This window comes from Gordonia sp. PDNC005 (assembly GCF_016919385.1).
Taxonomy (GTDB): domain Bacteria; phylum Actinomycetota; class Actinomycetes; order Mycobacteriales; family Mycobacteriaceae; genus Gordonia.
The window spans coordinates 3,639,308-3,652,448 of the sequence record NZ_CP070351.1 but is presented as its reverse complement, the minus strand read 5'-3'; the positions used below and the strand labels follow the sequence as shown (position 1 = coordinate 3,652,448).

The 13,141-nt window shown below is 67.3% G+C and carries 10 protein-coding genes; 7 read left to right on the top strand and 3 right to left on the bottom strand.

The annotated features are described in order from the left end of the window. Positions 1-51: 51 nt before the first annotated feature. Together JVX90_RS17575 and JVX90_RS17570 are read right to left on the bottom strand one after the other, a co-directional pair. Positions 52-1,674 carry a DUF3068 domain-containing protein gene (locus tag JVX90_RS17575; RefSeq protein ID WP_205329959.1) on the bottom strand — a complete coding sequence of 541 codons (1,623 nt, stop codon included), beginning with the start codon at positions 1,672-1,674 and terminating at the stop codon, positions 52-54. Next, positions 1,671-3,038 carry an AarF/UbiB family protein gene (locus JVX90_RS17570; protein ID WP_205329958.1) on the bottom strand — a complete coding sequence of 456 codons (1,368 nt, stop codon included), beginning with the start codon at positions 3,036-3,038 and terminating at the stop codon, positions 1,671-1,673. The genes JVX90_RS17575 and JVX90_RS17570 overlap by 4 nt, the downstream gene beginning before the upstream one ends. Positions 3,039-3,175: 137 nt before the next feature. On the opposite strand from JVX90_RS17570, the gene nadB reads away from it, so the two are divergent. The 4 genes from nadB to JVX90_RS17550 all read left to right on the top strand — a co-directional run bounded on the left by nadB (position 3,176) and on the right by JVX90_RS17550 (position 7,279). Further along, on the top strand, positions 3,176-4,765 hold the full coding sequence (gene nadB / locus JVX90_RS17565) for an L-aspartate oxidase (RefSeq protein ID WP_205329957.1): 1,590 nt from the start codon (positions 3,176-3,178) through the stop codon (positions 4,763-4,765). Positions 4,766-4,823: 58 nt separating this feature from the next. Continuing rightward, a complete protein-coding gene (locus JVX90_RS17560; protein WP_205329956.1) occupies positions 4,824-6,113 on the top strand; it encodes a hypothetical protein in 1,290 nt (429 codons plus the stop codon). A gap of 88 nt (positions 6,114-6,201) precedes the next feature. After that, complete coding sequence (locus JVX90_RS17555) at positions 6,202-6,522, top strand: metal-sensitive transcriptional regulator (RefSeq protein ID WP_205329955.1); 321 nt, start codon at positions 6,202-6,204, stop codon at positions 6,520-6,522. A gap of 232 nt (positions 6,523-6,754) precedes the next feature. Continuing rightward, a complete protein-coding gene (locus JVX90_RS17550; RefSeq protein ID WP_240193943.1) occupies positions 6,755-7,279 on the top strand; it encodes a hypothetical protein in 525 nt (174 codons plus the stop codon). On the opposite strand, the gene JVX90_RS17545 is transcribed toward JVX90_RS17550, so the two are convergent. Continuing rightward, positions 7,276-8,244 (bottom strand): alpha/beta hydrolase, encoded by a 969-nt coding sequence (locus tag JVX90_RS17545; RefSeq protein WP_205329954.1) that lies wholly within the window; start codon positions 8,242-8,244, stop codon positions 7,276-7,278. The genes JVX90_RS17550 and JVX90_RS17545 overlap by 4 nt on opposite strands. Positions 8,245-8,314: 70 nt before the next feature. Here JVX90_RS17545 and JVX90_RS17540 point away from each other — a divergent pair, with 70 nt between their 5' ends. The 3 genes from JVX90_RS17540 (at position 8,315) to pntB (ending at position 13,013) form a co-directional block, all read left to right on the top strand. Continuing rightward, a complete protein-coding gene (locus JVX90_RS17540; RefSeq protein ID WP_205329953.1) occupies positions 8,315-9,772 on the top strand; it encodes an FAD-binding protein in 1,458 nt (485 codons plus the stop codon). A 263-nt stretch (positions 9,773-10,035) separates the two neighbouring features. Then, positions 10,036-11,568 (top strand): Re/Si-specific NAD(P)(+) transhydrogenase subunit alpha, encoded by a 1,533-nt coding sequence (locus JVX90_RS17535; RefSeq protein ID WP_205329952.1) that lies wholly within the window; start codon positions 10,036-10,038, stop codon positions 11,566-11,568. A 5-nt stretch (positions 11,569-11,573) separates the two neighbouring features. Further along, complete coding sequence (gene pntB / locus JVX90_RS17530; protein ID WP_205329951.1) at positions 11,574-13,013, top strand: Re/Si-specific NAD(P)(+) transhydrogenase subunit beta; 1,440 nt, start codon at positions 11,574-11,576, stop codon at positions 13,011-13,013. The last annotated feature ends 128 nt before the right edge of the window (positions 13,014-13,141 follow it).

Here is a 13,141-nt window from a genome sequence, read left to right as displayed (position 1 = left end):
GCCACCTGCCATTGTCGGACGTTCCTCCGGTAGTTCACGCTGCTCGGGCCGTCACCGATCGCGGTTCTGGTCGAGATCTGGCATAGGTCGGGTGGGGTCGGCGAACGGTGAACGGAATGCTCCGGTGTCCGTTTCGTCGAGAGGGCTCGGCGCGACATGACCGGGCGTAGTCGGCTCAGACGTCTCGGAGTCGGGCGCCTCGTGGCGGGGATGCCACTCCGACTCTTGGGGGACGGCACGCTGCCACTCTGACTGTTCCGGGATCACTGTGGTGTCCGGGGCCTCGGGTGCCACCTGCGGGATCACGGTTGTGTCCGGCGCTGGCGCGTAGGGAGCCGCGAACGTCGGGCGCTGGTGATTCGGGTCGCCGAACGACGACGGGTCGTACGTGTACGCGCCGTCGCTGACCGCGTACGACGTGGTCGGTGTGTCGTCGACGGGCGTCTTGTCGAGGGCCACGGCGGGCGGCGCGTCTCCCGTCGGCTCGTTGAACGCCGGGTGGTCCTGAGGGTCCTGGGGGTCGTCGGTCGACCCGGCAGGCTTCTTGCGGCCACGCCAGACGAGGAACACCCACGCGAGAAGGAGGAGGCCGCCGAGGACGCCCAGGATGATCGGTACATACGTGCCGCCCCACTTGAGGAGGTTCACGTAGTGCTTCGCCCGGTCGGTCTGCTGTGCGACCGTCTCGTCGGACCACTGGAACGTCGCCTTGAGAGCGTCCATGCGGAATTCGCGGATGGCGCGAGGGGTCTCCGAGCTGTCGTCGGGCGACTTGAAGTACTGGTGCTGCTCCTCGAAACCGGAGACGATCGTGCCGGTGACCGGCTCCACGTACACGTGGCGAGTCGCGGCGCCGTAGCGGTGCATCTCGACCATGTCCTTGGCCTTGACGCCCCTGCCGGTGATGCCCCACCAGCCGGCGGGCATGTTCAGAATGGTGCCGAGTGCGGCGTCGCCCTGCGGGTTCGGCAGGTCGGACAGATCCTTCTCGGGAACGTCGGCCTCGAAGTGATAGGTCTTCACGCCGTTGATGACCTTCTCCTCCACGAACTTCGCCGGGGAGTCCTGGCGTGTGTTTGTGTCGAAGTAGTAGTACTCGCGCTTCTGGACGTTGAAGCCGAACTTGTACTGGAAGCCCTTGCGGTCGTCGAGGCGGACCGAGGCCTCGTCGACGTTGCCGCCCTCGGGAACCGACTCGAGCTGCAGTGAACTGACGACACCGTTCGGGACCGAGGTTTTGCGATTCACCGACACACGGTCGACTGTCGCGGTGAGCAGCGCGTCGTCGCAGGCTCGCTCGCCGTCGGTCGACATCGTCAGGTCGCGTTCCCTGCCGGCGGAATCGCGGACGCGGTCGATGCGCACGGTCTGCGCGGACTGGAGAGTGGCCTGGTCGGCGTCGGACGGGTCGACGATCACTGAACGGCGCTGCTGAGTCAGGTTGGCGTCGAACTGCGCCGCCTTCTTCTTGGTCACAGAGCAACGGTCGAAGATGACCGCGGGGTAGCGGTCGCCGGTCTCGCCCTGGGCCGGGACGGTGGACGCGACGGATGTGATGTCGAGGTCGAGCGGCACCACCTTCAGCTTCGGCACCAGGTAGATCGGGATCACGACGGCGGCCGCGATGAACGCGACGCCGAAGAACGCAGTGAAGGCCAGTAGGACGCGCTTCATTTCAGACGGCTCCTTCGATCACGTTCGGCTTCCTTCATGATCCCGGCCATGTAGCCGTAGATCTCTCGGTCGCTGATCGCCTTCCATCGAGGCGCGAGCAGCTTCATGTACTTCTCAACGTAGAGCAGTTGCTTCCCGACGAGCACGAGCTCGCGCGGCAACCGCGCGTCGTGCGCCTTCGCGACGGCCGCGAGCTGCCTGCCGAGGTCGGTGTAGCTCATCGAACCGAGTTCGGTGGTCGACAGCGGCGAGGTGACCTTGCGCAGGTCGTCGCCGCCCTTCGACGTCGAACCGGGGTTGTGGACCGCACCGAGCAGAAAGATGGCGCGGCCCGCGGAGTCGTAGTCCTGTTTCACGATCAAGTCCACGACAAGTTGGCGGAGGATGCGGCGCGTGCGGGCGTCGAATCGTCCGACGATGCCGAAGTCGAGGAGGACGAGCTTGCCGTCGTCGTCGACGAGCACGTTGCCCGCGTGCAGGTCGCCGTGGAAGAGCCCGCCGTGGAACGCCGAGTCGAGCAGCGACAGCAGCAGGTTGCGGACCAGCGCCTCACCGTCGTGACCTGCCGCGCGGACTGCCGCGGCGTCGTCGATACGAGTGGCGTAGATCCGTTCCATCGTCATGACACGGCGGGTCGTCAGTTCGGGGTAGACACGCGGGACGCGGACGCGGTCTCCAAAGGGCCCGGGTTGCAGGCACTCGAACCACTCGGCCATCGTCGCGGCCTCGTTGCGGAAGTCGAGTTCGGCGCCGAGACCGTCGGCGAAGTCCTCGACGACGTGGCGTGCCGACAGCATGCGGCCGTACTCGGAGATCTCGACGAGACCGGCGAGGCGTTCGAGAATCGCGACGTCGGGTGCGAGGCGGTCGGCGATGCCGGGCCGCTGGATCTTCACGACCACCTCGTCGCCGCTGTGCAGCGTCGCGGTGTGGACTTGCGCGATGGACGCCGACGCGATCGGCGTCTCGTCGAACGTCGCGAACACCTCGTCGGGCGCAGCTCCGAGGTCTTCGACGAAGAGGGCCTTGACCTGGGAGAAGTCGAGGGGGCGCACCTGGTCGAGGAGACTCTCGAACTCGCCCGAGAGCGTCGGGCCGAAGACTCCGGGGCTGGACGCGATCAGCTGCCCGAGCTTCACGTAGGTGGGGCCGAGGTGCTCGAAGGTGCGTCGGACCTCGCGGGCCACATCCGCCGCGCCGGGCGTCCGACCACGGAGGAGTCCGCCGACGGCGCCGACGGCGAGCCGCCCCACTCCGGCCGCCGCATGTACGGAAGTCGACGTGAAACGGCCGACTTCGCTGATCGGCGACACGGCGGGCAGGGCGCCTCGGCCAGAGTCCGGATCGGGTTCGACGGTCGTCACGCCTGAGGAGTCTAGTTGGTTCCGACGCCCGCGTCCGATTCGTCATTGCCTCGCGCCCCGCGCAGGACTACCGTCGACCAGAGTTTTCGATTCTGAGTCGATAACTGGTTGGTGGTCGGGTCGGGCAGGAGGATGTCATGGGTGCACGCACGGAACGTCGTGCCGACCTCGTTGTGATCGGTGCCGGGATCGCCGGGCTCACGGCCGCGCTGTCGGCGGCCGAGCGCGGGCTCGACGTGGTGGTCCTCAACAAGGGGCAGCGGTGGAATCCGGGCGACGCCGAACATCCGACCTCGACCTTCTACGCCCAGGGTGGCATCGCCGTCGTCGATCCGGCGATCCCCGACGACTCGATCGAACTGCACGTCAGCGACACCCTGAACGCAGGCGCCGGCCTCACCGATCCGACGTCCACCAGGCCGATCCTGGCCGACGGTTGGCCCGCGGTGAGCCAACTCGTGGATCGGGGCGCACACTTCGACACCGACGTCCAGGGTCGATTCCTGCGCACCCGCGAGGGAGGACACAGTGTCCGCCGCATCATCCACGCAGGCGGCGACGCGACCGGGGCCCGTGTGCAGCAGGCACTGGGGGAGGCCGCCGGGCGCGCCGGGCTGACGGTCCTCGACGACACATGGGCGTCGGACGTCCTCGTGCACGACGGCGAAGTCGTCGGTGCGGCGTACGTGACGTCGGGCGTGCAGAGTGTCGCGTGGGCGCCGACGGTCCTGCTGGCGACCGGCGGAGTGGGCCACGTGTACGCCGCCACCACCAACCCGGCAGGCGCCACCGGAGACGGGATCGCGCTCGCTCTTCGAGCCGGTGCGGCCGTCGCCGACCTCGAGTTCGTGCAGTTCCACCCGACCATGCTGTTCGTCCCGGGCGCCCGTGGACGTCGGACACTGGTCAGTGAGGCGGTTCGAGGTGAAGGCGGAAGGCTCGTCGACGTGAACGGCCAGTCTGTGACCGCCGGAGTCCACCCGCTCGGTGATCTCGCCCCGCGTGACGTGGTCGCCCGCGCCGTGGCCGCCGCGATGGAGCGGACGGGCGCGGACTGCGTGCACCTGGACATCACCGGTGTCGCCGATTTCGCCGACCGCTTCCCTACAGTCACCGCCGGTGTCCGCGCGTCGGGGCTGGACGTGACCGGCGGCTACCTTCCGGTGGTCCCCGGCGCGCACTACCTGTGCGGAGGCGTCGCCACCGACGGCGACGGTCGCACCAGCGTGCCGGGACTCCTCGCCGCAGGTGAGACCGCCCGCACCGGGCTGCACGGCGCGAACCGCCTCGCGTCCAACAGCCTTCTCGAAGGTCTTGTGATGGGCCGTCGGAGCGCGGTCGAGGCGTCGTCGAGGGCCGGGCGTCGGGTTGTCGAGGTCGATGTGCCGGAGTCGGGTGCGGCTCGGACCTGCGACCGGACTGCACTTCAGGACGCGATGTCGCACGACGTCGCCCTCGATCGCGACGCCGCGGGACTCGAATCGGTCGCCGTGTTGCTCGACGGTTCGCCGCTGCGTCCCCTGACGGACCTGCGGTCCGCGGAGGACGCCGCACTCACCCTCACCGCCCGCGCGATCGTCGCCGCGGCCCTGCATCGCGAGGAATCGCGTGGTTGCCACCAACGTGCCGATCACCCTGCGACGTCGGTGAATCGGGTGTCTCGGCAGTTCGTGCTGGACGGCGATCGGCTGGTCGCGGCGCGCGAACGCGCCGTGCCAACCTCCTAGATACCGCCCGGCAACCTCCGTACACTGCACACAGCAGCAGCCGGGAAGGGGTGTGTCCATGAGTGGTGGACGATGCTGGTCGTCGATCGTCGCCACATCGGACGAACGCGCCGCCCTCAGTCTCGGACCCGACGCCGAGTGGCTCATCGGATGTGTCCTCTACGAAGGTCATCCCGGCGCCCACGCATCGGACGGTGACCAGCTGCACCACGGTCGGAGGCGATGGCTGGTCTGGGGCGACTTCGCACGCGGCGCGCAGATGCTCCGCGACGAGGACCCGTGCCCGATGGCGGGCGTCGACGGGTCGCCGTGCCGCTTCTACCGGGGCCACAGTGGACCGCACAGTGTGGCTGCGTCCGTTGCGCCGCCCGTCATGGAGGCTCCACGGGCCGACCCTGCTTCGCCGATGGACCGCAGGCCGGCCGCGGCTGCGGCGTATGTGCCGCCGAGCCGCCCCTCGTTCCCTCCGACGGCTCCCTGGCCCGCACCGTCCGCGTTCGACATGGATCCAGACCCGCCGACCGAGACGTTCGCGCCGTTGCCCACTCCGCCGGGGTGGCCGCACGACGTGGACTCTCGGACGGCCATGGACCGACTCTTCGCGGACCTCCCTTCCCTCCGCCCCGAGGACGCCCCTTTTGTGCCTCCGTCGCCGGACGGCACCTGGCGGACGTTCGGGGACGCCCCGCCCACCCCGGTCGCCGCGATTCCGCCCGATCCGGTCCCAGTGGAGCCCGCTGAGGTCGACGTCGTCGATGTTGAGGTCGTGGATGTCGACGAGGTGGACACCGTGGACCCGCCGTCGGGTCCGGTCGACGACGTCGCGCCGATCGAGATACCCGACGGTGCTGTCGCCGTCCATCCGGAACCGGTGATCATCACGTCCGAGGAGTCGGTGACCTCCGGTCCGGCGCAGTTCGTGCCCGCGGACGACCGGTCGGGCAAGCGGCAGAAGCACAAGCGCAAGAAGGTCGACAACACGTACGAGCCGTCGCTGGGCGACGACGCGCCGGGAGGTGCGACGACGGTCGTCTTCCGGGACGATCCCGACGCGACTCTGATGGAGGTCCGGCCGACGTCCGACGCGGTTCTGACCACGTCGATCCTGCAGGTCATCGCCTCGAACGACGATCCCCTGCGGATGGGGGTGCCGACGACGCTGCGGCGTGCCGCCGCTCCGACGCCCGACCTCACCGGAGACGACCTCAAGGCGATGACCGCCGCTGTTCGCGGCGCGGCTGATCGTCTACGCGATGAAGCGGTCGCCGACGACGCCCGAGAGCTCCGCGAGGCGCTCCGAGATGTCGCGGGCGCCATCGCTGAGATCGCGTCACGACTCCCCGAGTGACACCGTCAGATACCCCGCAGGGGTAGACGAAATCGTCCTGAGCGGGTATCACTGATACCAGCAGGGGGTATAGGCGAAAGGGTGGGCCATGTGCGCACACGACAACACTGACGAAGGCGACCACGGTCATCACGGATACATCGGCAATCAGGCCGGGTACGTCCGTCGTCTGAAGCTGATCGAGGGGCAGGCTCGCGGCCTCCAGCGGATGGTCGAGGAAGAGGCGTACTGCATCGACATCCTCACGCAGGTGTCGGCGATGACGAAGGCGCTCGAGGCGGTGAGCCTCGGGCTGCTGTCGGACCACATGAACCACTGTGTGGTATCCGCCGCCCGCGAGAGCGATGAGGCGGCCGACGAGAAGATCGCCGAGGCGATGAAGGCCATCACGCGCCTGGTCAAGTCCTGACCCTCGTCAAATGAGCACGTGAGCGGCGCAGCGGGTGACCTCCATCCGCTCCTTTCCGCTACATCCGCTCCCTCCAGCGACATCTGTTCCCTCCGGGAAGGGAGCGGATGTCGTTGAAGGGAGCGGATGCGGGGCCATTGTCGGACGCCGACTGAATCCGGGTCTACCGATCGGGGCCGCGGGCGCGCAGACTTGAATGAGGCCGGGAACCCTGACTCACGAGAGGTCCATCATGAACGTTCGGAAGTCCTTGTCTGTGTTCGCGGCCGGGTGTGCGGCGACGGCTGCGCTCGTCGCGGTCCCCGCACAGGCGGACGCCGCGCCGAGGTGCCCGACGACTGTCATCGCGGCGACGTCGAAGGCTGCGACCGTGTCCGCGTTGCGAAACACGTGCAGTCAGGCGGGCGTCGACCGACTGTTCCGCGCGGCGCAGGCGGGCGCTCTGCCGGTCGGCGTCTACAACGGACAGGCGCGGCCGATCGGAGGCCCGAACAACGGGGCGTCGTCGGCCATCGGCGGTGTGTGGGCGGGCAAGCACTTCTACCGCGGATGGCTCACCAACCGCGTGCTCGGCGGCGAGGCGCTGCCGGCGAACGTCTACTACGGGCGTTCGGCGGTCGACGGGAAGCGCGTGATCCGCATCGACTACGCACGCAGCGGCCTGCACGACGAGATCCGTAGGCTCGGCAACGGCGTGTATCTCGGATACGGGTTCGACGGTCCGCGCCGCATCATCACGTTCTGGGTGTGGCGTTAAGGGGCGCGCCCCAGCCCGTCGAGGAAGTCGATGAGGATCCGATTGACGTGATCCGCGGCTTCCATCTGCACGAAGTGCCCCGCGCCCGGGATCACGTGTGTCGACCGCAGTCCGGGAACGCGGTCGGCAGTCTGGGAGAGGGGATCGTCGCCCATCATCTGCAGGACTGGGTCCTCGGCACCGACGATGAACGTTGTCGGCACCGTGATGGGGACGTCGTGGAATTCCGCGTTCTGCTCCCACACCAGGTCTTCGGCCCGGTACCAGTTGAGACCGCCGGTGAAACCGGTGCGTGCGAACTCGTCGACGTACACGTTGAACTCCGCCTCCGACAGCCATGACCATGGGAGGACGGGCGGCTCCGGCAGCACGTCGAGGTACCCGTTGCCTTCTGACGCGAATCCCCAGCAGTCGAGGTAGCGGCCGTCACCGCTGAGAGCGTGGAACAGCTTCGCCAAGAACTCGCGGGGACGGGCGTCGAGTTCGACCTCGGCGACGCCCGGCCGCTGGAAGTAGTGCAGGTGCAGAAAGTGCTGCTTGGCCATGTACTCGAACGCGACGCTGGGCCGCACCGGCATCCGTGCGACGCGCGGAACGCTGAACTGCGCCAGCGCGACGACACGGTCGGGCACGCGCGCTGGCAGGTCCCACACCAGGTGGGCGCCGAAGTCGTGGCCGCCGAACACTGCTCGGTCGATGTCGAGGGCGTCGAGCAGGCCGACCATGTCGGCGACAGTGTGCTCGCGGTCGTACAGCCGTGGATCGGACGGTGCGTCGGTCCGACCGTAGCCGCGCATGTCGGGGGCGATCACTCGATAGCCTGCGTCGGCGAGCGCGTCGATCTGGTGCCGCCAGCTGTACCCGAGGCCGGGAAAGCCGTGGCACAGGACTATGGCGTCGCCCTCGCCCCGCTCGGTGACGTGCATCGTGATGTCGCCGACGTCCACCGTGTGATGCCTGGTCATCGTGACTCCTCTCGCTTCGAGTTCCAGTGACACTAGAACATGTTCTAGAACATCGTCTAGGCTGGCGTCCATGAGTGGCTTGGACATCCCGGAAACAGTTGATGCGAACGATGTCGCGGAGTACACGGACGACGTGGACGTGCTGGTTCTCGGTGCGGGGATCGGCGGGTGCTGTGCCGCAGTCGAGGCCGCGGCGGCGGGTGCGAGTGTCATCGTGCTCGAACGGTCGGCGGCGGCAGGCGGCACCAGTTGCATGGCGGGCGGGCACTTCTACCTCGGGGGAGGAACCGCCGTCCAACAGGCGACAGGCCACGATGACAGTGCCGACGAGATGGCCAAGTACCTGACCGCCGTCTCCCGCGATCCCGAACCCGACAAGATCCGTGCCTACTGCGACGACAGTGTTGAGCACTTCGGTTGGCTGGAGAACCTCGGCTTCGAGTTCGAGCGCTCCTACTACCCGGAGAAGGCCGTCATTCAGCCGCAGACGCAGGGACTGATGTTCACCGGCAACGAGAAGGTCTGGCCGTACAAGGATCAGGCGATCCCGGCGCCCCGCGGCCACAAAGTGCCGGTGCCCGGCGACACCGGCGGCGCGGGCATGGTGATCGGCCTACTCGTCGACCGCCTCGGTGAGCTCGGCGTCCCGATCCGCTACGAGGTGGGTGGCCGCGCCCTGATCGTCGACGACTCCGGCGCGGTGGTCGGCGCCCGCTTCAAGGACGGTGCGACCGAAGGTTGCATCAAGGCCAAATCGGTGATCATCGCGGCAGGCGGGTTTGTGATGAACCCCGACATGGTCGCCGAGTACGTTCCGCAGCTCGCCGAGAAGCCGTTCACACTCGGCAGCACCTACGACGACGGTCTCGGCATCCGCATGGGCGTTTCGGTCGGCGCCAAACTCAAGCACATGGACCAGGCGTTCATCACCGCACCCGTGTACCCGCCGTCGATTCTGTTGACCGGTCTCGCCGTCAACAAGGAGGGAAAGCGGTTCGTCGCCGAAGATTCTTATCACTCCCGCACGTCGGGATTCGTGATGGACCAGACCGATCGAGCCGCGTATCTGATCGTGGACGAAGCGCACATGCAGCGGCCCGAGTTCCCGCTGTGCCCGTTCATCGACGGATGGGAGACGGTGGAGGAGATGGCCGACGGTCTCGGCCTCGATCGTGACACCCTCGTTTCGACTCTGGACCGGTACAACACCTATGCTGCAAACGGCGAGGATCCCGACTTCCACAAGAGCCCCGAGTTCCTCGCCCCGCAGGATCGCGGGCCGTGGGCGGCCTTCGACATGAGCCTCGGCAAGGCGCTGTACGCAGGTTTCACCATCGGCGGAATGGCGACCACTGTCGACGGCGCGGTTCTGCACGAGGACGGTTCGGTAATCCCGGGCCTGTACGCCGCCGGAGCCTGCGCAGCCAATCTTGCGCAGGACGGAAAGGGCTACGCTTCGGGCACTCAGCTCGGAGAAGGCTCCTACTTCGGCAGGCGTGCCGGCGCATCCGCCGCAGCACACATCTAGCAGTGCTGTGATCTGACTTACAGGCACTCTTGGGTGATTCTTACCCCGTGCTAAGTTCGTCCCACGTTTTCCATCATGCGGGTTACCCCACGTTTCCTGCAGCATCGCGCGAGTTCGATGAAGCACTTGCCGGTCACTATGGAACCGTTCTCCGGAGCGGGAGCTCCTGGCGTTGACCTGTACCTTGTGCCCGTCGATCTTGTCTGATGCGGCGATCAGATCAAGGTGAGAACAACAGATATGAATGCAGGAGAGGCATCGACATGCTGATCGGCATCCCTCAGGAGTCCAAGACAGGCGAGACGCTCGTCGCTGCGACCGCGAAGACGGTCGGCCAGCTGCAGCAGCTCGGATACGACGTCCTCGTCGAGGCCGGTGCGGGTTCGCTCTCGGAACAGCCCGACGCGGCGTTCACCGAGGCGGGCGCACGAGTCGGTTCGACCGACGACGTGTGGGCCGCCGACGTGGTCGTCAAGGTGAACGCTCCGACCGACGCCGAGATCGCTCGCATGCGCCGCGGCGCAGTGCTGATCTCGATGATGGCCCCGGCGCGCAACCCCGAACTCGTTGAGAAGCTGACGAACGCAGGCGTCACCGCGCTCGCCATGGATGCTGTCCCGCGCATCTCGCGCGCGCAGTCCATGGACGTGTTGTCGTCGATGGCGAACGTCGCGGGCTACCGCGCCGTCGTCGAGGCGGCACACGAGTTCGGCCGGATGTTCACCGGTCAGGTGACCGCAGCCGGCAAGATCCCGCCCGCTCGGGTGTTCGTGGTCGGCGCCGGTGTGGCCGGTCTGGCCGCGATCGGCGCCGCGTCCGCGATGGGCGCCGTGGTTCGTGCGTTCGACGTGCGTCCCGAGGTCGCCGAGCAGGTCGAGTCGATGGGCGCGGAGTTCGTGCACGTCGAATTCGAGGCGGAGAAGTCTGAAGACGGCTACGCCAAGGAGATGACCGCCGAGCAGGAGGCCGCCACCGCGTCGATGTACGACGAGGAGGCGCGTGCCGCCGACATCGTCATCACGACAGCGCTGATCCCCGGCCGTCCGGCTCCCAAGCTCCTCTCGCCGGAGACCGTCGCGGGCATGAAGCACGGGTCCGTGATCGTCGACATGGCGGCCGCCAACGGCGGCAATGCCGCAGGCACGGTCACCGACGAGAAGGTCGTCACCGACGGTGGCGTCACGATCCTCGGCTACACCGACCTGGCAGGCCGGCTGGCCGCTCAGACGTCGCAGTTGTACGGCACCAACATCGTCAACCTGCTCAAGCTCCTCACCCCGTCGAAGGACGGTGAGCTGACGCTCGACATGGACGACATCGTCCAGCGCGGCATCACGGTGACGCGTGACGGCGAAGGCATGTGGCCGCCGCCGCCCGTCCAGGTGTCCGCAGCTCCGAAGGCCGCCGCGGCCGAGCCCGCGCCGGTCGCCGAGCCCAAGGCTCCGATGTCGGCCGGCAAGAAGGTCGCCCTCGTCCTTGCCGGCATCGTCCTGTACGGCCTCGTCGTCGCCGTCGCGCCCGATCCGATCCCGCAGCACTTCACGGTGCTCATGCTGGCGATCGTCATCGGCTACTACGTCATCGGCAAGGTCGCACACGCGCTGCACACGCCGCTGATGTCGGTCACCAACGCCATCTCCGGCGTTGTCGTGGTCGGCGCGCTGTTGCAGATCGCCACCGAAGACACCACGATTCGCGTGCTCTCCGCGATCGCGATCCTGCTCGCCTCCATCAACATCTTCGGCGGCTTTGCAGTGACCCGACGCATGCTCGCCATGTTCAGCAAGGGGGCCTGACGTCCATGGACATCAATTCGATCACTGTTGCGGCGTACATCGTCGCGTCGCTCCTGTTCATCCTGTCGCTGGCCGGATTGAGCAAGCACGAGTCCGCCAAGAGCGGCCTCACGTACGGCATGGTCGGCATGGCCGTCGCGATCATCGCGACGATCGCCCTCGCCGTCGACAACATGACCGATCTCGACGGCAAGTGGATCTCCATCGGCCTGATGGGCGGCGCCGTTGTCATCGGCGCCCTGATCGGCCTCTGGCGAGCGAAGATCGTCGAGATGACGGGCATGCCCGAGCTCATAGCTCTCCTGCACTCGTTCGTCGGTCTCGCCGCCGTCCTCATCGGCTGGAACGGCGCCATCACCGGCGCTCACCTCGAGGGTGTCAACCCCGATGATGCGGGCGCCCTCACGGGTATCCACGCCGCAGAGGTCGCGATCGGCATCTTCATCGGCGCCGTGACCTTCACCGGTTCGATCGTCGCCAACCTGAAACTGTCGGCGAAGATCAAGTCGTCGCCGCTGATGCTGCCCGGCAAGAACTTCATCAACGTCGGTTCGATCGTCGTGTTCGCAGTGCTGACCGGCATCTACGTGGCGCGTGACGCCAAGGACGACACCACCGGTTACGTCCTGCTCGCGGTCATCACCGCGCTCGCGCTGTTCCTCGGTTGGCACCTGGTGGCCTCGATCGGCGGCGGCGACATGCCGGTCGTCGTGTCGATGCTCAACTCGTACTCCGGTTGGGCCGCGGCCGCGTCGGGCTTCCTGCTCAGCAACGATCTGCTGATCGTCACCGGTGCGCTCGTCGGCTCCTCGGGTGCGTACCTGTCGTACATCATGTGCAAGGCGATGAACCGCTCGTTCATCTCCGTCATCGCAGGCGGCTTCGGCATCGAAGCCGGCCCGGCCGAGGACAAGGACTACGGCGAACACCGCGAGATCCAGGCCGACGCCGCCGCCGAGCTCCTCGCAGGCGCATCGTCCGTCGTGATCACGCCGGGTTACGGCATGGCCGTCGCACAGGCGCAGTACCCGGTGGCCGATCTGACCGCCAAACTGCGCGCGAAGGGCGTCGACGTCCGCTTCGGCATCCACCCTGTCGCCGGCCGTCTGCCCGGCCACATGAACGTGCTGCTCGCCGAGGCGAAGGTGCCGTACGACGTCGTTCTGGAAATGGACGAGATCAACGACGACTTCCCGGAGACCGACGTCGTGCTGGTCATCGGCGCCAACGACACGGTGAACCCGGCGGCGTCGGAGGATCCGAGCTCGCCGATCGCGGGCATGCCGGTCCTCGAGGTCTGGAACGCCAAGGACGTCATCGTGTTCAAGCGTTCGATGGCCGCCGGTTACGCCGGTGTCCAGAACCCGCTGTTCTTCCGCGAGAACACGCAGATGCTGTTCGGTGACGCGAAGGACCGAGTGGAAGACATCATCTCCGCTCTGTAAGAGTCGCTTCACCACGATCGCCCCGCGAACCACTTCGGTTCGCGGGGCGATCTTTTGGTCGTCGGGGAGCAGTTCCCTGGCATCGCAGGGAGCACGAAACTCACGCCCTGGCCGAAAGGCAACACCGG